Origin of the sequence: Actinomyces oris (genome assembly GCF_006546825.1) — a bacterium.
Classification (GTDB): domain Bacteria; phylum Actinomycetota; class Actinomycetes; order Actinomycetales; family Actinomycetaceae; genus Actinomyces; species Actinomyces oris.
On sequence record NZ_VICC01000011.1, the window covers coordinates 15,579 to 37,025 of the forward strand.

The 21,447-nt window shown below is 71.4% G+C and carries 17 protein-coding genes; 10 read left to right on the forward strand and 7 right to left on the reverse strand.

Features of this window, described 5'->3' with window-relative positions:
- Positions 1 to 66: 66 nt before the first annotated feature.
- Positions 67 to 735, reverse strand: a complete 669-nt coding sequence (locus FK267_RS12955) for a TetR/AcrR family transcriptional regulator (protein WP_141407451.1) — start codon at positions 733 to 735, stop codon at positions 67 to 69.
- Positions 736 to 857: 122 nt separating this feature from the next.
- Between FK267_RS12955 and FK267_RS12960 the strand changes: the two genes are divergently transcribed.
- Both FK267_RS12960 and FK267_RS12965 read left to right on the forward strand, forming a co-directional pair.
- On the forward strand, positions 858 to 2,459 hold the full coding sequence (locus FK267_RS12960) for an MFS transporter (protein WP_141407452.1): 1,602 nt from the start codon (positions 858 to 860) through the stop codon (positions 2,457 to 2,459).
- Between the two features lie 40 nt (positions 2,460 to 2,499).
- Entirely contained in the window at positions 2,500 to 3,168 is a 669-nt protein-coding gene (locus FK267_RS12965; protein ID WP_141407453.1) for a potassium channel family protein, read from the forward strand.
- A gap of 61 nt (positions 3,169 to 3,229) precedes the next feature.
- Here the strand turns inward: FK267_RS12965 and dhaM are convergent, their stop codons facing one another.
- The 3 genes from dhaM to dhaK all read right to left on the reverse strand — a co-directional run bounded on the left by dhaM (position 3,230) and on the right by dhaK (position 5,395).
- Positions 3,230 to 3,655 (reverse strand): dihydroxyacetone kinase phosphoryl donor subunit DhaM, encoded by a 426-nt coding sequence (dhaM, locus tag FK267_RS12970; protein WP_141407454.1) that lies wholly within the window; start codon positions 3,653 to 3,655, stop codon positions 3,230 to 3,232.
- On the reverse strand, positions 3,652 to 4,311 hold the full coding sequence (gene dhaL, locus FK267_RS12975) for a dihydroxyacetone kinase subunit DhaL (protein ID WP_141407455.1): 660 nt from the start codon (positions 4,309 to 4,311) through the stop codon (positions 3,652 to 3,654). Before dhaL ends, dhaM begins: the two co-directional genes overlap by 4 nt.
- Positions 4,312 to 4,378: 67 nt before the next feature.
- Entirely contained in the window at positions 4,379 to 5,395 is a 1,017-nt protein-coding gene (gene dhaK, locus FK267_RS12980) for a dihydroxyacetone kinase subunit DhaK (RefSeq protein ID WP_141407456.1), read from the reverse strand.
- 287 nt (positions 5,396 to 5,682) lie between these two features.
- Between dhaK and FK267_RS13700 the strand changes: the two genes are divergently transcribed.
- From FK267_RS13700 to FK267_RS13000, 4 genes are all read left to right on the forward strand, one after another.
- Positions 5,683 to 7,884 carry a hypothetical protein gene (locus FK267_RS13700; protein ID WP_232622430.1) on the forward strand — a complete coding sequence of 734 codons (2,202 nt, stop codon included), beginning with the start codon at positions 5,683 to 5,685 and terminating at the stop codon, positions 7,882 to 7,884.
- A gap of 106 nt (positions 7,885 to 7,990) precedes the next feature.
- Positions 7,991 to 8,494 (forward strand): nodulation protein NfeD, encoded by a 504-nt coding sequence (locus FK267_RS12990; protein WP_075378850.1) that lies wholly within the window; start codon positions 7,991 to 7,993, stop codon positions 8,492 to 8,494.
- Between the two features lie 99 nt (positions 8,495 to 8,593).
- Entirely contained in the window at positions 8,594 to 10,054 is a 1,461-nt protein-coding gene (locus FK267_RS12995; protein ID WP_141407457.1) for a flotillin family protein, read from the forward strand.
- 84 nt (positions 10,055 to 10,138) lie between these two features.
- The gene (locus FK267_RS13000) at positions 10,139 to 11,563 is read left to right on the forward strand and encodes a hypothetical protein (RefSeq protein ID WP_141407458.1); all 1,425 of its coding nucleotides are present in this window, start codon (positions 10,139 to 10,141) and stop codon (positions 11,561 to 11,563) included.
- 37 nt (positions 11,564 to 11,600) lie between these two features.
- Here the strand turns inward: FK267_RS13000 and FK267_RS13005 are convergent, their stop codons facing one another.
- Positions 11,601 to 12,983, reverse strand: coding sequence for an MFS transporter (locus FK267_RS13005; protein WP_141407459.1), 1,383 nt, complete (start codon positions 12,981 to 12,983; stop codon positions 11,601 to 11,603).
- 212 nt (positions 12,984 to 13,195) lie between these two features.
- Between FK267_RS13005 and tkt the strand changes: the two genes are divergently transcribed.
- The 4 genes from tkt to disA all read left to right on the forward strand — a co-directional run bounded on the left by tkt (position 13,196) and on the right by disA (position 18,971).
- Entirely contained in the window at positions 13,196 to 15,286 is a 2,091-nt protein-coding gene (gene tkt, locus FK267_RS13010; protein WP_170198647.1) for a transketolase, read from the forward strand.
- A 232-nt stretch (positions 15,287 to 15,518) separates the two neighbouring features.
- Positions 15,519 to 16,085: a hypothetical protein gene (locus tag FK267_RS13015; protein WP_141407461.1), complete on the forward strand. Its 567-nt coding sequence runs from the start codon at positions 15,519 to 15,521 to the stop codon at positions 16,083 to 16,085.
- Positions 16,086 to 16,148: 63 nt separating this feature from the next.
- A complete protein-coding gene (gene radA / locus FK267_RS13020) occupies positions 16,149 to 17,570 on the forward strand; it encodes a DNA repair protein RadA (RefSeq protein ID WP_141407462.1) in 1,422 nt (473 codons plus the stop codon).
- A 330-nt stretch (positions 17,571 to 17,900) separates the two neighbouring features.
- On the forward strand, positions 17,901 to 18,971 hold the full coding sequence (gene disA, locus FK267_RS13025; RefSeq protein ID WP_101559851.1) for a DNA integrity scanning diadenylate cyclase DisA: 1,071 nt from the start codon (positions 17,901 to 17,903) through the stop codon (positions 18,969 to 18,971).
- Between the two features lie 58 nt (positions 18,972 to 19,029).
- Here the strand turns inward: disA and FK267_RS13705 are convergent, their stop codons facing one another.
- Both FK267_RS13705 and FK267_RS13035 read right to left on the reverse strand, forming a co-directional pair.
- Entirely contained in the window at positions 19,030 to 20,268 is a 1,239-nt protein-coding gene (locus tag FK267_RS13705) for a hypothetical protein (RefSeq protein WP_232622431.1), read from the reverse strand.
- A 151-nt stretch (positions 20,269 to 20,419) separates the two neighbouring features.
- Positions 20,420 to 21,367 (reverse strand): HhH-GPD family protein, encoded by a 948-nt coding sequence (locus FK267_RS13035; RefSeq protein WP_141407463.1) that lies wholly within the window; start codon positions 21,365 to 21,367, stop codon positions 20,420 to 20,422.
- Positions 21,368 to 21,447: the final 80 nt, after the last annotated feature.

Below are 21,447 nucleotides of genomic sequence, written 5' to 3' on the forward strand. Positions count from 1 at the left end.
GCCCCACTGATGTCGGGCGGCCCCCTATTTCCGGGAACCGGCGAACACCCTCGGGAACTGTCAGGATCACGTCCCCTCTGGAGCGAGCAGCTGCCTGAGAGTGGCAGCCGCGCCCTCCACATCAGCGCGGCCGGTGATGAGCTGCTCGACGATGAGACCGAAGGAGACGCTCTGGATGAGGGAGGCCAGCTGCTCGGGACTCAGACGGCCGGAGATCGTCCCCGCCCTCTGTCCATTGCGGCACAGGCGGGTAAGACCACTGCGAATGTCGTGGTAGCTCCCCTGAACCAGTGCACCTATCTCAGGATCACGGGGCAGCTCTCCCCAGGCGTGGTAGGCCAGAGGCGCCCAGGAGCCCAGACCGACGTCGTCGGGATCCTCGAGAGCGTCATCCTGCCGGTCCACCCCTGAACCGGTTGCCGCGCCGTGCCGCTGGTAGTTGAGCAGGGTGAGCGCCTCGATGAAGTCCCGCTCGAAGTCGAGCGGCTCCTCGGACTCGGCGATCCGCTTGATCCGCTCGACGAGCGGCCCCATGCGCCTGGTCAGGACCGCCCGAATGAGGGAGCGCTTGCCCTCGGGGAAGTAGCGGTACACGGTCGACGACGACATCCCGGCCGCGGCAATGACCTCATCCATGGAGGTGGCCTGGAAGCCGCTGCGCGCGAAGCACTCCTCGGCGGCCTGCAGGATCCGGTCGGTCTGACGCTCCCGGTAGGCGGCGGTCACTCGTGGCATGAGTTCAGGATAAGCGACTCAGAGCACACCCCAAATCGAAACGATCGTTGTTGACTAGTCGCCACACACTCCCTAGACTCCCGAACGCAAACGAAAACGATAGTTTTGATATGGAGGTCGCAATGACATCCTCAGAGGCATCCGCCCTCAAGGAGCGGACCGAGTCGGCACAAGAGACACAGGAGGAGACGACCGTCATGACCGCGCGGCGCCCCAATCGCCGTGCGGTCATGGTCAGCGCCGTCCTCACCCAGCTGATGATCGTCTTGGACCTGACGATCATCGCCATCGCCCTGCCTCGGATGCAGGAGGACCTGGGAATGACCGTGTCCCAGAGCCCGTGGACGGTCACCGGCTACAGCCTGGCCTTCGGTGGCCTGGTGCTCTTCGGGGGAAGGCTCTGCGCCGTGGCGGGCATCCGCCGCTCCTACCAGGTGGGACTGATCGGCTTCGGGGTCGCCAGCCTCGCAGCCGGGATGGCGACCTCCTTCCCCGTCCTGCTGGTGGCCCGCGTGGCCCAGGGCTGCTTCGGCGCCCTGCTGGCCCCCACCTCGCAGGCGCTGCTGAACGTCACCTTCACCGAGCGCACCGAGCGCGAGCGGGTCTTCGCCATCTTCGGTGCCACTGCCGGACTGGGCGCGGCCATCGGACTACTCGTCGGCGGAGCCCTGACCGACTGGTTCAGCTGGCGCTGGGCCCTTTACATCAACATCCTCCTGGCCGGCGCCGCTCTGCTCATCGGGCAGCGCAGCCTTCCGCCGGCCGATCAGCGCGACCGCAGCTCGCGCATCACTGATGACCTGAGCGGCCTGGTCCTGGGCTGTGGAGCCTGCTTCAGCGCCGTCTATGGGCTCGACCGGGCCCAGCAGACCTCCTGGACCTCGACGTCGACCGTCAGCTGGCTGGCCCTCGGCGGTATCGCCGCACTGCTGTTCGTGGTCCGTGAGCACTTCGCAAGCCGCCCGGTGCTGCCCCTGTCGATGATGGCGATGCCCGTGCGGGCGGCCTCCTACGCCACCCAGTTCATCGCCGGCGCCGCCCAGATGGGGGCGATCATCTACCTGACCTACTACATGCAGAACCACCTCGGCTACTCGCCCTTCAAGAGCGGAGTCGTCTTCCTCCCGATGGTCTTCGCCCTGATCGCGACCGCGATCCCGGCCGGACGCATCATCGTGCCCAGGCTCGGAGCGCGCGGCACCCTGCCACTGGGGGTGGCGGTACTGGCCGGTTCCTTCCTCATTCTCTCGCGCATGACAACGGATTCGACCTACTCCCAGGTGGCACTGCCCGGCCTCATCGTCTTCGGGATCGGTCTGGGGTTGACGATGCCGGTGACCTTCAACTCCGGCACGCGCGGGGTGGACGCGAAGCGGACCGGGCTGGCCTCAGCGATCCTGAGTGCTGCCCAGCAGATCGGCGGCTCCTTCGGGGTGGCACTCATGACGTCCTACGCCACCCAGCACGCCGAGGACTACGTGACTGACCACACCGAGGAGGTCAAGGCGGCCGCCATGGAGGCGATGATGCGGGCCCAGTCCCTGCCGCAGTCGCCCGCAGGCAAGCGGATCATCGAGTCCCTCAAGGCCGAGCTGATCGACCGGGCTCAGATCGAGGCCTACTCCGGCGGCTTCTCGATGATGGCCTGGGTCCTGGCCGGCGCCGTCGTCATCCTCGTGGCCTGTGGGATCGGCTTGAGCCTCCGCCGTCGCCGCAGGCGGTAGCGTAGGGGCCACTGCCTCACGGCCGACCTCAGGAGACCTCATGCCTGCCCCGCTCTCGCGCACCGACTCCACGCTCGTCATCGGGCTGGGACGCTTCGGCTCGGCCGTGGCCGCCACCCTGGACCAGCTGGGGCGCGAGGTGCTGGCCGTGGAGGCCAATCCCGCCACCGTGCGCCGGTGGACCGGCCGCATCCCCTTGGTGGAGGCCGACGCCACGGACGTGGAGGCCCTGGAGCAGCTGGGCGCCACCGAGTTCGGCACCGCGGTCGTGGGGGTGGCGACCTCCCTGGAGGCCTCCGTGCTCATCACCGGCAACCTCGTGGACCTGGAGACCCCCCAGATCTGGGCCAAGGCCATCTCCCGCGCCCACGGCCGCATCCTGCGCCGCATCGGCGCCCAGCACGTCGTCTACCCCGAGTTCGACGCCGGTCAGCGCGCCGCCCACCTCGTCTCGGGCCGCATGCTCGACTACATCGAGATGGAGAAGGGCGGCTTCACCATCGTCAAGATGCGTCCGCCCACGGAGCTGCACGGCTTCACCATCGGCCAGTCCAAGGTGCGCTCCCGCTACGGGATCACGGTCTTCGGCCTCATGAGCCCGGGCGAGCCCTTCGAGTACGCCACCCCGGACACCCTGGTCTCGGCCGAGGACGTGCTCGTCGTCGGCGGGGACGCCGCCCTCCTGGAACGATTCGCCAACCGCGCGTGAGCCGGCCGGGCGGGCCCCGCCGCAACGAACGACTGACGCGACGACGCGCGTCAGAAGCACGTCAGAAGGCGGCCACCTGGGAACGCTTGGCCTCGGCGGCGCCGTCGGCCTCAGCAGCCACGGCCTGAAGATCCTTGCCGATACCGGCTGCACCGTAGGCGCCGAGCAGCCCCTCGACGAAGGGCGCCGCCGACAGGCGCGTCCGCTCAGCGAGGGCCGGCTCGAGCATCTCCAGAGCCATCTCGGCGCTCATGACCCCGCTGCCCAGATCGGCCAGGACCAGGACGCCCTCGCAGCGGTCGACCAGACGCTCCACGGCCTCGACGACGGCCCCGGGGTCAGTGCCCAGCCCGCCGTCGGCCAGGCCCGCGGCCGGCTCGACGGGGACGTCGACGGCCACGATGAGCCGGCGAGCCAGGTCCACGGCGGCCTCAGCCAGGGCCCGGGAGTGGGAGACCAGGACGATGCCCACGCTCACGGCACTCACGACGCTCTCCCTGCCACGACGTCGTCGAGGGCTGTCAGCAGCAGGACGGTGGAGGCGGCACCGGGGTCGATGTGCCCCACCGAGCGCTCCCCCAGGTAGGAGGCCCGCCCCTTGGTGGCCACCATGGGCTTGGTGGCCTCGCGCCCCTCGGCGGCGGCTTGCGCGGCGGCCGCGACGCCGGCGGCGAGGTCGCCGGGATGGGCGCGCAGGGCCTCCAGGGCCGGGCTCCAGGCGTCGAGCATGGTCTTCTCCCCCGTAGTGGCCCGCCCCCGCGCGGCGAGACCGCCGACCCCGGCCTCCAGGGCGCCCGCGAGCGCCTGGGCGTCGAGCGACTCCAGGCCGGCCACAGCGCCCCCGGCGCGCAGGAAGAAGGTGCCGTACAAGGGCCCGGAGGCGCCGCCGACGGTGGAGACCAGGGTGGTGCCGACCTTCTTGAGCAGGGCGTCGGCGCCGGCGAAGCTGCCGGTCTGCACCGTCTCGGCGGCGGCGGCCAGGCCGCGCTTCATGTTGGTGCCGTGGTCGGCGTCGCCGATGGCGGCGTCCAGGTCGGTGAGCTCCTCGGCGTGCTCGGCGATGAGCACTGCGCTGCGGCGCACCCAGGTCGCCAGGTCCGCCACGCTCAGTGAGTGGCGGGCGGCTCCCACCTCTGCGGTCATGTCGCTTCTCCTTACAGTCTCCTGAGGGTGCCCGCACGCGATCGGGCACCCCGATTGTGTCAGGTCCTCATGCTCCCCAGCGCAGGCCGGGTGTGTTGACGGGGGCATCCCACAGGCTCAGCATCTCGGCGTCGGCGCGCACCAGGGTCAGGGAGCAGCCGGCCATGTCGAGGCTGGTGATGTAGTTGCCCACGAGGTTGCGGGCCACGGTGATCCCGGCGTCCTGGAGGAGGCGGGCGATCTCCCCGTACATGAGGTAGAGCTCGAGCAGCGGGGTGGCACCCATGCCGTTGACCATGGCGATGACGCCCTCGTCGGCGCCGGCGGTCTCCAGCTCGGTGAGCTCGGCCAGGATGGGGGTGACGAGGCGCTCGGCGATCTCGGCGGCGGGGGCGATCTGCTCGCGGTGGCGTCCGGGCTCGCCGTGGATGCCGATGCCGATCTCCATCTCATCGTCGGGCAGGTCGAAGGAGGGCTTGCCGTTGGCCGGGACGGTGCAGGAGGTCAGGGCCATGCCCATGGACCTGCCGGCGGCGTTGACGCGCGCGGCGATACCGGCGACCTCGTCCAGCGGGCGTCCCTGCTCGGCGGCGGCGCCGGCGATCTTCTCCACCATGACGGTCACGCCCACGCCGCGGCGTCCGGCGGTGTAGAGGGAGTCCTCGACGGCGACGTCGTCGTTGGTGACGACGCTGGCGACCTGGGTACCGGACTCGGCCTCGACGATCTCGGCGGCCATCTCGAAGTTCATGACGTCGCCGGTGTAGTTCTTGACGATGTGCAGCACGCCGGCTCCGCGGTCGACGGCGCTGGTGGCGGCCACCATCTGGTCGGGGACCGGGGAGGTGAAGATCTCTCCGGCGCAGGCGGCGTCGAGCATGCCGGTGCCCACGAAGCCGCCGTGGAGGGGCTCGTGCCCGCTGCCGCCGCCGGAGATGATGGCGACCTTGCCCTGCTCCTTGGGTCGGCGGCGGTAGACGATGTGCTGGTCGAGGTCGATGTCGAGCTCGTGGGGGTGGGCTGCGGCCATGCCCCGCAGGGCGTCCGTGACCACGTTGTCAACGGCGTTGATGAGTTTCTTCATGGCGCTGACGCTACCGCGCCACGGGCCCGCGTGGGGCGCCTCGGGCACCGGGGATCTCGCCCCGTGCACATCGGTGCAGGTTGCCGCGGCCTTGTCGGGGCGGATGCGCGCCGCAGCGACCGGCGGCCCCTCCCAACGCACCGCCCCAGCGGCGTCACCCCCTCGCCCTGCTCAGCGTGAGCGCGGCCACCACCCGGCCTGGGCGTCACCCGCAGAGATTCTGGGGACTATCTGGGGAGGCCCTTTTTTCGCGGCACCATCGAGTCGATTACGGGCAGGATAGGGGTATGGATCTGTCCGTCGTCGCCGTCGTGGCCACTATCGCAGCCGGTGTCTCCATCCTGGTCGCCGTTGCCGCCGTCTTCGCCGCCCGGCGCTCGACGGCGCATGCGGACCTGGCCCTCAAGGAGGCCTCACGGATCTCCCGGGCGAGTATCTCGCGGATCAACGAGGTCCAGTCCGAGGCCAGCTCGGCCCGCCTGGCGGCCCGTCACGCCGCCGAGCGGCTGCGCTCGATGACCAAGGAGCGCACGACCCCTGACAGCGTCGCCGCCTACCGGGTCTTCCTGCGTGAGGTCGTCGAGGACTCCAAGCACCTGCTGGGCCCCGAGGGCACCGGGACGATGAAGAATGAGGCGCTGGACCGCCTGCGGGTGGGGGCCCTGGTGGGTGGCTCGGACGAGGTGCTGCGCGCCATGCGGAACTTCGCCCTCCTGCGCACTCAGCGGCCCGAGGCCCCGTGGCCGAGTGCCTACGCCATGGCCTACGCGCGCCTGGAGTCGGACCTGGTCACCGCGATCCGCAATGACCTGGGATCCTCCGAAGAGTCCCTGACCGCCGACCAGATCTGGGGCGCGGTCAACGCCCGTTGCGTCGACCCCGCCTTCCGGCTGGCCCTGCTCAGTCCTCTGGAGGACGTGCTGCGCAACGCCGGACAGGACCCGACCCACTACGACCTGGACCACATCGCCAAGTTCGCCGACTACCCGAGCCCTGCCTCCCCCGCCGGGGCCACCCGGGCCAGTGGAGTCACTGGAGCCACAAGGGCCGTGCCCTCGACGGACAGCGCCCGCGCCTCCGGCTCCGAGCCCCAGCGGCGCTCACGCCGGGCGCGCAACCGGGTAGAGCGGAGGGCCTCGGAGGCGCCCTCCAGGCCGGCCGCCGCCCCAGTGTCCGACGCCGATGTCGTCTGGCCTCCGATCACCCCCGGGCGCCGGGGCGGGCGGGCAGCGGCTCCGGCACGCTCCATGACCATTCCCGAGCCGGCCCGGCCGGTGGTGCCAGCGGCGCCTGCGACGACGACCGCCACCACCGGCTCACATGCGCCGGTGCCCGAGCCATCCTTCTCAGCCGCTGCCCTGGGCGAGCGACCCGGCGGCGCGGAGCCGCCGGACCCAGCGGCTGCCGCCCCCATCCTGGAGCCGCGGACAGCCGCGCCCTCCGGGCCGTCCACCGACTCCCTGCCCGAGGCCCCGCCACAGGCAGCCGGCGCCCAGTCGGCGCCACCGGAGCAGACCTCCGCACCTGAGGGCCAGCCCCAGCACTCCCCCGCGGGCCCGAGAAGTCACCGGGAGCCCCAGGCGCCCAGGAGAGTCTTCGAGGACCCGACCCCCAGTCGCATCTCCCGGCGTCGACGCACCCAGGCCGCCCTGTCTGGTTCGTCCATGCAGGCAGCCGCGGCCCCTGACGCCATCACGGTCACGGGGACGGTGACAACCTCGCCCCTGTCCGCCTCCGTGGCAGCGACCTCGGGAGCGTCGACGGCCTCGGCCAACACCGAGGAGACCGAGCCGGTTCTCGCCTCGACTCCCCCCGGGACGCAGACCGGGCGCCACACCACCGAAGCGCCCGCCTCACCGATCGCAGCGGCCGCTGCCGCCGGCGCCGCACCGGCAAGGCCCCAACCGGCCCAGCCGAGCCCCAAGCACACCGGCGCCCAGGCGAACCCGCCGGCCGAGCGCCAGGTCGGGTCACCAGTGAGAGCCGTGGCTGTATCCGCGCAAACCGTCACCGTGCCCACCGGACCCACCGGGCCCCAGCCCTCCTCGGCCGCGGCCGCCGGCCCGACGGCGGCAGCCGGCTACGGACTTCTCCCGCCCCAAGGAGGGCCCCAGGCCTCCGCCCAGGCACCCGGGAGCGCTGGCCATCCCGTCCCCGCACCGTCGGGCCCGCCCATCCTGACCGCCTCCCAGCAGGCAGACCAGTCCTCGGCAGTGGCAGCCGCCGGCGCCGTCCCCGCCGACGCCGTCGGATCCCACCGGAAGGCAGCGGTCACAGTGAGCACGGCTGGTACAGCCGGCACCGGTAGGACCGCCGGCACCGCCGCCCCGGCCGGCCCCGAGCAGGGGACCGATCCGGCGATGCAGGAGACCATGACCATTCCCACCAACCCCTCTGCTGCGACAGCCATCCCGACGGCGACGTCCTGGTCCTCGGCTGCGCCGCCCCTGCAGGACTCCGGTCGGCTGCCGCACGCCCGCGGCGCCTGAGTCCACCTGGGTTGTTCTTCCCATCCCAACCCCGGCTTGACGTGCCGGCCTGCGTGGCAGAATCCAGGTGTCGGAGGTCGAGGGGCCTGCGCGGAAGGGAGCTGGTGTGGGCGTCTTCGCCTGGTGCGCGATCATCGGCTGCACCGTCCTGGTGGCCGGCATCCTGTTCGACGGACTGCTGGACGCCCTCCTGCCCGACGGGCTCGTGCCAATCCTCGCTCTGCCGGTGGCCGTGTTCGGCGCCATCGGCATGGGGGTGACGGCGGCGACGGGCTCGGCCGCGGCGCAGGTGCCGGCGGCGGTGCTGTGGGGCGTTCCCACCGCAGCAGCCCTCGGATCCGGTGCGCTCATGCGCTGGCTGTGGAACCGACTCAGGCGCTCCATGCCGTTGGACACGGCTCCGCCCACCGCCGCCGAGCTGGTCGGTGAGAAAGTCATCGTCCTGTGGTGGAAGGACGGCAGCGGTGAGGTTCGCGCCGTCACGCGCGGCCACCAGCTCACCTTGCCGGCGCACTCCGAGCAGCCGCTGCGCTCAGGGCAGAGCGCCTGGGTGCTCGACGCCGTCGACTCCACCCTGGCCATCGTCCCCTGGGAGCAGATCAGCGACTGAGCCCACCGGGAGCCGCTGACGGACCGCACCCCACCTGTTACTGCGCCGTCTGCCCACCATTCTCCTTCATCCCATCTTCCCGCACAGAAAGGAACCCGCATGGGTGTATCAGTCATCGGCCTGATCGCCATCGTCGCCATCATCGTGCTGGCGGCAGTCGCCTACCTGTTCAGCCGCATCGTCGTCGTCCCCTCCAACCTCACCGGTCTGATCTCCGGATCGAACCGGGGCACGGTCAAGATCGTCCACCCCGGTGGACGCGACTTCGTCCTGCCGGTCATCCAGACCATCCAGTACCTGCCCTTCACCCAGACCACGATCGGCTTCAAGGTCACCGCCGAGGACGAGAACAAGATCAACGTCAACGTCGCCGCCGTGGCCGCCGTCAAGGTGGGCGACTCCGACGAGCAGGTGCGCGCCGCGGCCAAGCGCTTCCTGGGCAAGCCCAACACGGACCAGGCCATCGCCGACTCCGCACGGGAGGCGCTCATCGGCTCCCTGCGCTCGATCATCGGCCACATGACGGTCACCGACCTCATCTCCGACCGCGACGCCCTGCAGCGCAACGTCTTCGACGACGCCAAGAGCATCATGGCCAACATGGGTCTGGAGATCGACATGCTCCAGGTCTCCGAGATCACCGACGCCGGCGGTTACATCGAGTCCCTGGGTGTGCCCGAGCAGCAGCGCGTCGAGAAGGACGCCCGCATCGCGCGGGCCAACGCCGAGCGTGAGGCCCGCGACGCCGAGGTCACCTCCCGCCAGCAGATCGCCGAGCGCGAGCGCGACCTGTCCCTGCGTCAGGCCCAGCTCAAGGCCGAGACGGACAAGGCCCAGGCCGACGCCGACTCCGCCGGCCCGATCGCCCGCGCCGCCAAGGAGCGCGAGATCGCCATCATCGGGCAGGAGGCGGCCGAGGCCAAGGCCGCCCTGACCGAGCGCGAGCTGGACTCCACGGTGCGCAAGCCCGCCGACGCCGCCCGCTACCAGCGCGAGCAGGAGGCTCAGGCCTCCAAGACCGAGGCGCTGCTGCGGGCCCAGGCCGACGCCGAGCGCACCCGTCTGGACGCCGAGGCCCAGGCCCAGGCCACCGTGGCCCGCGCCGAGGCCGAGGCCAAGGCGACCGCCGCCCGGGCCCGCGCCGAGGCCGAGGCCATCGCGGCCCGAGGCCAGGCCGAGGCCGACACGATCCGTGCCGCCGGTGAGGCCGAGGCCAAGGCCATGAGTGACAAGGCGGACGCCCTGGCCAAGTACGGCGAGGCCGCCACCCGCCAGATGCTGCTGGACAAGGCCCCCGAGATCGCCCGGGCCCTGAGCGAGCCGCTGGCCAGCGTGCGCGACCTGTCGATCATCTCCACCGAGGGCGCCTCCGCCCTGCCCAAGGCGGTGGCCAACAACGTCGAGCAGCTCGATCTCATCCTGCGCAGCCTCGTGGGCACCGGACTGACCGACATGGTGGGCAGCCACCTGCCGGGCTCGGACGCCTCCGCCGACCACGCCGGCTCCGCTGACCACGACGGCGCAGCCCCGGCCGCCGTCGTCGAGCACTCGGAGCACTGACAACCGGTAGGTCTGAAACAAATCGAGATCATCCACGTGGCCGGGTGCGGAATATGTCCGCTCAACCGCACCCGGCCACGTAGCATGTCTCCGTCATTCCGCACAGTCAGTACCGGGCAGGTCATCATGCGTCGTCGCATCTTTCTCACCGCCGCACTCGGCGCCACCGCGGGCGCCGGCGCCCTGTCCCTGAACGGCTGCGCGGACGTCCGCCAGCGCATCGCACGCACCCTGACCCCTCAGCCCCCCACCGTCCTTCACGCGTCACTGTCCACGCTCCCGAAGGCCCCCTCCATCCCGACCGACTTCGGCGGTGAGGCGGTGTGGCCCCTGCGCGTCAAGGAGAATCAGAACCACCCCTGGCCCACCAACGCGATGATCGAGGCCGTCCACGGCTCCTTTCTCATCGCCTATGACGTCAACAGCGACGACGAGACCGCCGGCCTGTCCGGCGACCGCCCCATCCTCGTTGACCTGAAGGGGCCGACGACCTACGGCATCGTGCCGGAGGACTCCGAGCACGGGTATCGCATCGAGCCGATGACCGTTCCCCCCGTCGGCGGTGTTCCCGCAGGCAACCCCATCGCCCCCAGCCCCGGCACACTCGTCACCGAGCAGTTCACCTGCGCCGCTACCTGCGACGACGAGTTCGCCTACCTCATCACCGGCCGCGAGGACGTCCTCGATGAGCGCCCCGAGAACCGGGGACGAGTCAGTCTGCTCAAGATCCGCCTGGCCGACCGCCGCATCGTCGCCAGCGCGCTGCTCGGGGAGAATCTCGCCCTCAAGGCGAGGGAGTCGACCTACCGCGCCGGCTCCTCGATCACGCTGACCTCCGACGGCGCCGACCTCCTGGTCACCACCAGCGTCCCGCACCGGGCCCTGCGGCTGTCTGCGAAGGACCTGTCCGTGCAGTTCGACCTGGCCTCCGTCACGTCCCAGAACTTCTGCGCGGTGGCCGGCGGCGAGGCAGTGGCCCTGCTCGGTGACGACGTGAAGGTCCACACGGCCATCGTCACGCTCGCCGACGGCCTCACCCACCCCATCGAGAACCTGAGCGCACAGCTCGTGCACCGGGGCTACCTCTACGCCACCGACAGCCGCACGAAGGAGCCGCCCTACCCCGAGGTGAGCATCAACCTCACCACCGGTGAGCGCACCGAGCTGACGGACCTGCCGGTCGACACGGAGGACAAGCACCCCACCCTGACCGCGAGCAACGGGTACGTCATCAGGAGGACCGACCACATCCAGGTCCGCAAGAACGGCTCGGCGACCGCGCTGCTGACCCGGGAGTCCACCGAGGAGGAGTCCTACCAGAGTGCGGCGATCTACGGCTCCATCCTCTACCTCACCCTCAACGGAGGCCGCCTGCACCTCATCGACTTGGACACCGGCGAGGTGATCTCACAGTCCCCGACCGGCGGCCAGCACGAGATAGTGACGGTGACGCCCTACGGGTTCTGCAACGAGAGCGCCTTCTACCCGGCCACCGCCTGGAAGTCCTGAGCCCGCCGCCGCTGACGCCCTCGAAGCGCTCGGGCACTCAGATGTCCTCGAGGCTCTCGCCCTTGGTCTCGCGGGCCAGCAGGTAGATGAAGCCGCCCAGGACCAGCATGACCGCGAAGAAGAGGAAGGCCGGGAAGACGGCCGCCAGCGGGTGCGCCAGATCCTGAAGGCTGCCGGAGCCGATCATCACCCCCATGAGCAGGGGCCCGAGGATCTTGGCGCTCGCGCCGATGCCGTAGCCCAGGCCCAGCCCCGTGCCCCGGGCACCGTTGGGGAACTGCTCGCCGCCGAAGGCGTTGAGGATCCCGAAGGCGCCGTCGCCGAAGCCCATCGTGAGGCAGATGCCGGTGAAGAAGACGATCCACGAGGTCTCCCAGTGGGCGGAGAGGGCCACGATAACCGCTCCGAGCGCCCCGATGAGGCCGAAGGAGAACACGGTCCAGCGCCGCCCGATCCGGTCGGCGAGCCAGGCCGAGGCCAGGCGGCCAAGCAGATCCACCAGGGAGACCCCCATGAACAGCGTCCCCACGGCGTCGGCGCCGATATCGGCGAAGCCGACCTCCAGGAGCGTCTGTCCCCAGGACTGCACAGTGAAGGAGCCCAGGATGAAGCAGAAGGAGCCCACCGAGACGATGAGCAGGGGCCGCAGGTGCTTGCGCAGCAGCTCGCCGTAGGCGATGCGCGGCCCGGTCCGCACCGGTGGCAGGGCTCCGACGTCGTCGGGACTCAGCTCCAGGGCCCAGGCGATGGACTCGCGGGCCTCGCGCTCGCGCCCGTGGGAGAGCAGGAAGCGGGGCGACTCGGGGACGATCCGAATCCAGGCCAGTAGGAGGATCGGGACGGCCCCCAGCGCGATGAGGCCGCGCCAGTTGTCGTGCAGGAGCCGCTGCGACACAGAGCCCAGGAAGAGCCCCAGCGGGATGAACACCGAGCCCAGCCCGGCAAGCAGACCGCGCTGCCTGGTGGGCACGAACTCCTGGACGTAGGGGATGGAGACGATGTTGAGGCCCCCGACGCCCACTCCGACCAGCACCCGCAGCAGGGCCAGCATCACCCACCAGCCCGTGGGGGTGAACACCGAGACCAGGGTGAAGACGGTGAAGATCAGGACGCACCAGAAGAAGGTCCGCCGTCGGCCCATCCGGTCGGCGGCCCAGCCCCACAGGACCGCGCCGAGCACCGTGCCCAGCCCGGAGCAGGCCAGGATGACACCGGTCTCGAACCCGCCCAGGCTCCACTCCTTCTGAAGCTGGACGACGGCGAAGCCGATGAGGAACATGTCGAAGAACTCAGAGATGTTGGCGACGATGGCCAGAGCGATGATGCTTCGCTGATGGCCCGTCAGGGGCCGGGAGTCGATCTGCTCCAACGCGCTCCCGCGCTCCGCCGGCGGCGCCGCGCGCCTTCTTGCTGTACCCATATGCGGCCCAATCTACGGGCAAGAGCACCCCCCTGCGGGAACAAGCCCCCGAGTGTGAGAGACACACGCGCTCACGCCTGTACTTGCCCGCCCCCGCGGAAGCGGGAAGGATCACCCTTGATGCCCGCCCGCGGAGGCACCGCGATGCACCACCGTCACGGCGCCCGTGGCCGCGAGCAAGACGCACCCTCATGCACAAGGAGTCCTCAGTTATGAGCGCTGAGCCGCTGCTCACCGACCTTGACCGTCAGACCATCGCGGTGTCCAAGGCCCTGGCCGCCGACGCCGTGGAGAAGGCGGGGTCGGGCCACCCCGGTACGCCGATCTCCCTGGCCGGGGTGGCGTGGCTGCTCTACCAGCGTGAGATGGTCCACGACCCGGCGGATCCGGGTTGGCTGGGACGGGACCGGTTCGTCCTGTCCATCGGGCACGCCTCGCTGATGCAGTACATCCAGCTGTTCCTGGCCGGATACGACATCGACCTGGAGGGCTTCACGGCCTTCCGCTCTCCGGCCGGCCTGCCGGGCCACCCCGAGTTCGGAGAGGTTCCCGGGGTGGAGACCACCACGGGCCCGCTGGGGGCGGGCTTCGCCAACGCGGTGGGCCTGGCCATGGCGGCACGCCGCGAGCACGGGCTGCTCGACGCCGGCACCCCGCTGGGCAAGTCGGTCTTCGACCACTTCGTCTACACGGTCCTGGGCGACGGCTGCATGCAGGAGGGCGTGTCTTCGGAGGCCGCCTCCCTGGCCGGCACTCAGCAGCTGGGCAACCTCATCGCCATCTACGACGACAACGACATCTCCATCGAGGGCAACACGGACATCGCCTTCACCGAGGACGTCTCGGCCCGCTTCGAGGCCTACGGCTGGCAGGTGCTCGACGTCGACTGGCGTACCGGCCCCGACGGCTACGCGGAGAACCTCGAGGAGCTGCACAAGGCCATCGTCGCGGCCCGCGCCGAGAGCGCGCGCCCGTCGCTGATCCGCCTGCACACCATCATCGCCTGGCCCTCCCCGACCAAGCAGGGCCAGGAGTCCTCCCACGGCTCCAAGCTCGGGGCCGAGGAGGTCGCCGGGCTCAAGCGGGCCCTGGGCCTGGACCCCGAGCAGAGCTTCATCCTGCCCGAGGACGTCGTCTCCCATTCCCGCAAGCAGGCCGCCGACAACGCCCGGGCCGCCCGAGCGGACTGGGACGCGCGCTTCGCGAGCTGGCAGCAGGCCAACCCCGCCGGCGCCGCGCTGCTGGAGCGCCTTGAGGCCCACCGCCTGCCCGAGGGCCTTGAGGAGGCCCTGCCGACCTGGAAGGTGGGTGAGTCGTTGGCCACCCGTGCGGCGTCGGGCAAGGTGCTCTCCGCCCTGGCCGGCGTGGTGCCCGAGCTGTGGGGCGGGTCGGCGGACCTGGCCGGCTCGAACAACACGACCATGGCCGGGGAGCCCTCCTTCCTCCCCGCCGGCCTGGCGCAGTCCGAGGGCGACGGGCCCTTCGGGCGCACCCTCCACTTCGGTGTGCGCGAGCACGCCATGGGCTCGATCCTCAACGGGATCGCCCTGGACGGGCTCACCCGCCCCTACGGGGGCACCTTCATGGTGTTCTCCGACTACATGCGCCCGGCCGTGCGTTTGGCGGCTCTCATGGGGATCGGCCCGGTCTTCGTGTGGTCCCACGACTCCATCGGGGTCGGCGAGGACGGCCCCACGCACCAGCCCGTCGAGCACCTGGCGGCGCTGCGCGCCATCCCCGGCCTGGCCGTGGTGCGCCCCGGGGACGCCAACGAGACCGCCGCGGCCTGGACCGAGATCCTGCGCCGTCACGACGAGCCGGCCGGCATCGCCCTGTCGCGTCAGAACCTCACCGTGAGCGCCTCCGCCACGGCCGCCGCCGAGGGCGTGCGCCGCGGCGCCTACGTCCTGGCCGAGGCCACCGACACCGATGGGCACCAGACGGCCCCCGAGGTCGTCCTGATCGCCACCGGCTCCGAGGTCGGCGTGGCCGTGGCCGCCCGGGAGATCCTCCAGGGGGAGGGCACCCCCACCCGGGTGGTCTCCGCCCCCTGCCTGGAGTGGTTCGCCCAGCAGGACGCCGCCTACCGGGAGCAGGTGCTGCCGGCCGGCACCGCCAGGGTCGCCATCGAGGCGGGCATCGCCCTGGGCTGGCGCGAGATCGTCGGCGACGCCGGCGAGATCGTCTCCATCGACCACTACGGTTCCTCCGCCCCCGGCACCGCCCTGTTCGAGGAGTACGGCTTCACCGGGGACAACGTCGCCGAGCGGGCCCGCCGGGCGCTGGCCCGCACCCGCGGCTGACCCCCACTGCCCCACCGCCACCGAGCCGGGCATCTTTCGAGTCGTCCTACGGTCTTTCTGTAGGGCCACGCGAGAGGTGCCCGGCTCGGCATGAGAGGAGCACATGTCACGGGGGTACCCCTCCCCATGAGGAGAGAGTGACCTGACGGTCAAATGCGGGCAGGCTGGGACCCGGTCGCGCCACCTGGCGCACTGCGACACCCATCCCCGAATACAGAAAAGGCCGTCTCTCATGAGCGCACAGCAACCCGCCCAGAACGACCCTCAGATCCCTGACAGCGAGGACTCCGGCAAGGACCAGCCCCTGCGCACGCGCTACTACTACCTCATCATGACCATCATGGTCGTGATCGGCGTCATCATCGACATCGCGATCTTCATCGGGATCATCACGAACGCCGAGGGGAGGGTGCGCATCCCCTACCTGGTCTTCATTCTTCCCGTTGTCGGCGCTCTGGCGATCGGCAGATTCGCCGACGCGGCCCTGGCCAAGAAGTCTCCCCACCTGGTACCCGGCTACGCGGCCCCGTACTTCCAGGGAGGGCAGGTCCCTCAGCAGGGCCAGTACGGACAGCCCCAGTACGGACAGCCGGCGGCCCAGCCGACGGCGCCGCAGAGCACCGGCTACGGCCAGGTGCCCGGCCAGCAGGCAGCTCGGACCGCTCCGCAGCAGGCCCCGCACGGCGAGCAGCAGCCGGGCCAGGTGCCGCCGTCGGGCCAGTACGGTCAGGATTCCCAGAGCCAGCAGCCCCACGGTCAGGGAGGGCAGCCCGGGCAGAGCGGCCCGGTCGGCTACTGAGGCCCGCAGGACGCCGATGTCGAGGTCTGAATAGATGTCGGTGGGGCCCGATACTCTCCGGTCATGCCCGCATCGAAGAGCCCCAAGGCCCCCAAGGTCTCCTACTGCTGCACCGAGTGCGGCTGGTCCAGCCCCAAGTGGATGGGCCAGTGCCGGGAGTGCCGCGAGTGGGGAACCCTGGAGGAGACTCAGGTCTCCGACTCCCCGGGTGGGGGCGCCGGCGGGGCCCTGGGCGCTGCCGGCGCCGTGCGACCGACCGTGGCCGCCCGCCCCATCGGGGAGGTCAGCGCCACAGAGGCCAGGGCCCGTCCCACCGGGGTGGGTGAACTGGACCGGGTCCTGGGCGGCGGGATCGTGCCGGGTGCCGTCGTGCTGCTGGCCGGTGAGCCCGGCGTCGGCAAGTCCACGCTGCTGCTCGACGTCGCCGCGAAGGCAGCCGCTGTGGCTCGCGAGCGCGCAGACGGGCCGGTCCTCTACGTCACCGGTGAGGAGTCGGCCTCTCAGGTGCGGCTGCGGGCCGAGCGCATCGACGCTCTGGATCCGGGGCTGCTCCTGGCCGCGGAGACCGAGCTGGGGGCCCTGCTGGGGCACGTGGAGGCGGCCGGTCCCTCCCTGCTGGTGGTGGACTCGGTTCAGACCATCGCCTCAGCGCAGGTCGAGGGCAGTGCCGGGGGCGTCACCCAGGTGCGGGCCGTGGCCGGTGCACTCATCGCGGTAGCCAAGGAGCGCAATATCCCGGTGCTGCTCGTGGGTCACGTCACCAAGGACGGCGGAATCGCCGGACCCCGGGTCCTGGAGCACCTGGTCGACGTCGTCACCCAGTTCGAGGGGGACCGCCACGCCCGTCTGCGGCTGCTGCGGGCCGTCAAGAACCGCTACGGCCCCACCGACGAGGTAGGCTGCTTCGACCTGGGCGAGCGGGGCATCGTGGGGCTCGCGGACCCCTCGGGCCTGTTCCTGTCCGCCGCCCGCTCCGAGGTGCCGGGCACCTGCGCCACCGTGACCCTGGAGGGGCGCCGTCCCATGCCGGTGGAGATCCAGGCGCTGGTGGCCCCCACCAACGCAGGCTCCCCGCGGCGCACCACCTCCGGGGTGGACCACTCGCGCACAGCCATGGCGCTGGCGGTCCTCAGCGCCCGGCTGCGGGTGGACACCTCCAGCGCGGACGTCTACGTCTCCACCGTGGGCGGGGCCCGCGCCGTCGAGCCGGCCACGGACCTGGCCGTGGCCATCTCCGTGGTCTCGGCCGCGCGCAACCTGCCCACACCTGCTGGCCTCGTGGCCTTCGGCGAGGTGGGGCTCACCGGTGAGGTGCGGGCCACTGTCGGTATCCAGCGGCGCCTGGCGGAGGCCTCCCGTCTCGGCTTCGACCGGGCGATCGTGCCGCTGGCGGGCTCGGCCGAGCTGCGCGAGGTCGCCGGGATGCAGGTGCTGCCGGTCGCGCACGTGGGTGAGGCCATGGGGGCGGCACTCCCACGCGGCTGACAGGACAGTACGGTCACCATGGGCAGCACATACAGCACAGGCAGTGGAGGCAGTACTGGCAAACGCAGACAACGCCGGGACCAGGGGCGGCCACGGGAGCCGAGCAGGTGACGTGACTGTCATGGATCGGCCGGGCGCCGCCAACAGACCGACTGGTCCAGTGTGGGAAGGCCCTCGCCGAAGGTCGGCCCGGCTGCCGATACCATGGGAGCGTGAGCACAGGGGCGTGCGCTCACCTGGATGCCGCGAGACCGGAGGGTCCCGAGCGCGGTCCGCCCCGGCAAGTTCACTGTGCGATCCTTTCCCCAGGACACCGCGAGATCAGGAGAGATGATGATCGAGGCCGCTGGCCAGCTGCACGAGACGCTTGCGCTCGTTGCTCCCGGCACCGTCCTTCGTGACGGACTGGAGCGGATCCTGCGCGGACGTACCGGGGCGATCATCGTGCTGGGCTTCGACCCGGTGGTGGAGGCCATCTCCTCGGGCGGCTTCCACCTGGACGTCGAGCTCTCCGCCGCCCGCCTGCGCGAGCTGGCCAAGATGGACGGCGGCGTCGTCGTCGACATGGACACCGCCCGGATCCGGCGCGCCAACGTCCAGCTGCTGCCCAACGCCTCGATCCAGACCTCGGAGACGGGCATGCGTCACCGCACCGCCGAGCGCGTGGCCCGCCAGACCGGGTACCCGGTCATCTCCGTGAGTCAGTCGATGCGGATCATCTCCCTGTACGTGGACGGCAAGCGCCACGTCCTGGAGCCCAGCGAGTCGATCCTGGCCAGCGCCAACCAGGCCCTGTCCGCCCTGGAGCGTTACAAGGCCCGCCTCGACCAGACCTCCGCCGGCCTGGACTCCTTGGAGATCGAGGACCTCGTCACCGTCCGTGACGTCACCTCGGTGCTCCAGCTCATGGAGATGGTCCGCCGCATCTCCGCCGACATCGACTCCTACGTCCTGGAGCTCGGCACCGACGGGCGCCTCCTGGCCCTCCAGGTCGAGGAGCTCACCCGGGGCCTGCTCGCCGAGCACGGCTTCCTCCTAGAGGACTACCTGCCCGAGGGCCTGGACACGACCACCGTCGATGCGCGCCTAAAGTGGGTGGGCTCCCCCGCCCTCCTGGACCTGGCGATGGTGGCGCGCTCCATGGGACTGGGCGGCATCGACGGCCAGGACCTGGACGCTCAGGTCTCCCCGCGCGGCCTGCGGATCCTGTCGAAGATCCCGCGCCTGCCCGTGGTGACGGCGCGCGCCGTCGTCGAGCAGTGGGGGTCCCTGCAAGGGGTCCTCGGAGCCACCATCGAGGAACTCGAGGCCGTCGAGGGCGTGGGCGCCCAGCGGGCCCGGACCCTGCGCGACGGGCTGTCACGGCTGGCGGAGATCTCCGTCGTCGAGCGCTACTCCTGAGCTCGTCGGTCGCCAGGCCTTTCCGGCGGCCGCCCCGGCACCCGCCTGCAGAAGGCCGTCAGCCGACGACGAAGACCCGGTCCTCAGTGAGGTCCTTGTCCCCCATGACGAAGCGGAAACGGTAGGTTCCCGCGCCCGCGGCGCTGCCGGGGGCGGTCTGCGCCTGACCCGCCGAGGGGCTCGCGGAGGAGGAGGCAGTGGCACTCGGCGTCGAGGAGGCCGATGCGCCTGCCGGAGAAGCCGGGGAGGCCGGTGCCGCGTTGGCCGCTGCGCAGTCGGAGGTGGCCGCGTTACCGTTCCAGGTCACGTTGACATCGGCGCCCTTGCCCGCAGGCAGGAGGAGGGCCTTCTCGGTCTGGCCCACGGGGCAGGTGACAGAGTCCCACACCTGCTGAGAGCCCGAGGAGACCCGCACCCCCAGGGCCTGGCTGCCGACGTCGATCAGGCAGGGTGCCTGGCCGCTGTTGACCAGGGAGATGGAGAAGGTCGCCCCAGCACCGACACTGACGGACTCGGGCCCCTGCACTGTGCTCTTCAAGGTCGAGGGGTCGCACTTCCCCGGCGTGGGGTAGACGGTGTGCACCTGGGCGGCGGCGCGCTCCTCATCCTGGGTGCGGATGGTGTTGCGGACCCAGAAGTAGCCGACGGCGATGGTCACGATGAGCAGCAAGAGGACCAGCAGGACCCCGCCCAGCACCAGGGCACGGCGCAGACCGTAGCGGGGCTGAGGCGGGACCGGCTTGCGCAGGCGCCCACTGCGAGGCTGGTCCGGGCCCTGCGGGATCGAGTCGGGGGCTCCGGTCAGCCGCCCGCCGCCGATATGGGTCCACTGGAGGCCCGCGCCCCAGCTGTGTCGACGACGATCGGAGCGAGCGGCCTGAGTCGAGCTCGTCCGGGAGGAGCGAGCGGTTCCCGGAGCGGCCTGCCGTGAGCGAGGCGTCGAGGTCCCCTGGCTGCCCTGGGGGGACCGGCGGTTCTTACCGCCCCGGACCGGCGTGCCCGACTGCCCGCCGGCGGGCCGGCCCGTCTGCCCCGAGTGCAGGGGGCGTCCGGTCGACTTCGTGCCCGAGGCGCGGCCGCCGCGTCCCCTGGCCTGGGAGGATCGAGGCGTCCCGCCGGAGCGGGACGAGGAGGACTGTCCGGCACCCGACCGCGGCCCGCCGCCGGAACCACCTTGCCGGTGGGGCCGGGACTGGGAGCCCGAGGACGAGCGTCCCGATGAGGAGCCTGCGCCGCGACGGGCCGAGCCTCGTCGTCCTGCGCTTTCCCCATGGTTGCGTCCGCGTCCTTTGGCCATGGTCACGACTCTACCGGCGCCACGGCCCCAGGCCCGTGAGCGCCCCGCCCCGGCGATGCGCAAGGCCGATGAGACCTTCGTCGTTGTCCGCACAGGCCCCAAGCGCGGCCTGCCGGCCGGCTACCGGGGCGGTCCGCACAGCGGTGGCCGGCTAGGGAAGCCGGTAGGTGGCGCCGTCGTCGTCGGTGGCGATGAGCCCGTCGGCCAGGAGGGTGGACAGGGCGCGCACCGGCTGCTCGGGGTCGCGAGCACCACCGGAGGCCCGCGTCCCGGCCCTGGCGGCGCAGGCCCTGAGCTCAGCGGCCTCGACGCACTGCCCGTCGGGGGCCGCGCGCAGGCGGGCCATGACCAGCCCCCGGGCCTGGCGGTCGGTGCCGTGCCAGGCCTGGGTGCGACGCCGGCCCGCGTGGACGTCCGCGGGGCGGCCGGCCGCCAGCCAGGCGCAGCCGGCCTGCCACGGGCAAGCCCCGCAGTCCGGCTCGCGGGCGGTGCACACCAGGGCACCGAGCTCCATGACGGCCACCGACCAGTGGGCGGCGGTGGCGTCGTCGTCGGGCAGCAGCCCCAGTGCCCGCTCGCGCTCGGCCCGGTTGAGGCTGGGGGCGGGAAGGGCCTGACCGCCGACGGCGCGGGCCAGGACCCGTCTGACATTCGTGTCCAGCACGAGGGCGCGCCGACCGTGGGCGAAGGCCATGACCGCACCGGCCGTGTACTCCCCCACCCCGGGCAGGGCCAGGAGGGCGTCCAGGTCATCGGGCAGGACGCCGCCGTGCTGCTCGACGACGCTGCGGGCGCACTCGATGAGCCGCAGGGCCCTGCGTGGGTAGCCCAGGCGACCCCAGACCCGCAGCACCGCAGCGGTAGGGGCTTGGGCGAGCTCGGCGGGACCGGGCCAGCGCCGCATCCACTCCTGCCAGGCGGGGACGACGCGGGCCACTGGGGTCTGCTGACTCATGACCTCCGAGACGAGAACCTCCCACGGGGTCGTACCGGGCCGGCGCCACGGCAGGTCGCGGGCGTGGGCGTCGTACCAGGTCATGACGTCCTGCGCCGAGGTCGCAGCAGTGATCGTGTCGTCAGGGGCGGGGCGGGCAGGCACGGGGGACACCGTAGCGGCAACGGCTTGGGCGAGGCCGGATGCCTTCGTCACCAGCCGGCTGAGAAGCGGCTCACTCCTCG

Bases quoted from the DNA above. Each gene is read 5' to 3' on its own strand.
- dhaL (WP_141407455.1), bottom strand. From the start codon at position 4,311: ATGACCGCAGAGGTGGGAGCCGCCCGCCACTCACTGAGCGTGGCGGAC.
- FK267_RS12965 (WP_141407453.1), top strand. From the start codon at position 2,500: ATGCCTGCCCCGCTCTCGCGCACCGACTCCACGCTCGTCATCGGGCTG.
- FK267_RS13015 (WP_141407461.1), top strand. From the start codon at position 15,519: ATGAGCGCACAGCAACCCGCCCAGAACGACCCTCAGATCCCTGACAGC.
- radA (WP_141407462.1), top strand. From the start codon at position 16,149: ATGCCCGCATCGAAGAGCCCCAAGGCCCCCAAGGTCTCCTACTGCTGC.
- FK267_RS12995 (WP_141407457.1), top strand. From the start codon at position 8,594: ATGGGTGTATCAGTCATCGGCCTGATCGCCATCGTCGCCATCATCGTG.
- FK267_RS13705 (WP_232622431.1), bottom strand. From the start codon at position 20,268: ATGGCCAAAGGACGCGGACGCAACCATGGGGAAAGCGCAGGACGACGA.
- tkt (WP_170198647.1), top strand. From the start codon at position 13,196: ATGAGCGCTGAGCCGCTGCTCACCGACCTTGACCGTCAGACCATCGCG.
- FK267_RS13000 (WP_141407458.1), top strand. From the start codon at position 10,139: ATGTCTCCGTCATTCCGCACAGTCAGTACCGGGCAGGTCATCATGCGT.
- FK267_RS13700 (WP_232622430.1), top strand. From the start codon at position 5,683: ATGGATCTGTCCGTCGTCGCCGTCGTGGCCACTATCGCAGCCGGTGTC.
- FK267_RS12955 (WP_141407451.1), bottom strand. From the start codon at position 735: ATGCCACGAGTGACCGCCGCCTACCGGGAGCGTCAGACCGACCGGATC.
- disA (WP_101559851.1), top strand. From the start codon at position 17,901: ATGATGATCGAGGCCGCTGGCCAGCTGCACGAGACGCTTGCGCTCGTT.
- FK267_RS12960 (WP_141407452.1), top strand. From the start codon at position 858: ATGACATCCTCAGAGGCATCCGCCCTCAAGGAGCGGACCGAGTCGGCA.
- dhaK (WP_141407456.1), bottom strand. From the start codon at position 5,395: ATGAAGAAACTCATCAACGCCGTTGACAACGTGGTCACGGACGCCCTG.
- FK267_RS13005 (WP_141407459.1), bottom strand. From the start codon at position 12,983: ATGGGTACAGCAAGAAGGCGCGCGGCGCCGCCGGCGGAGCGCGGGAGC.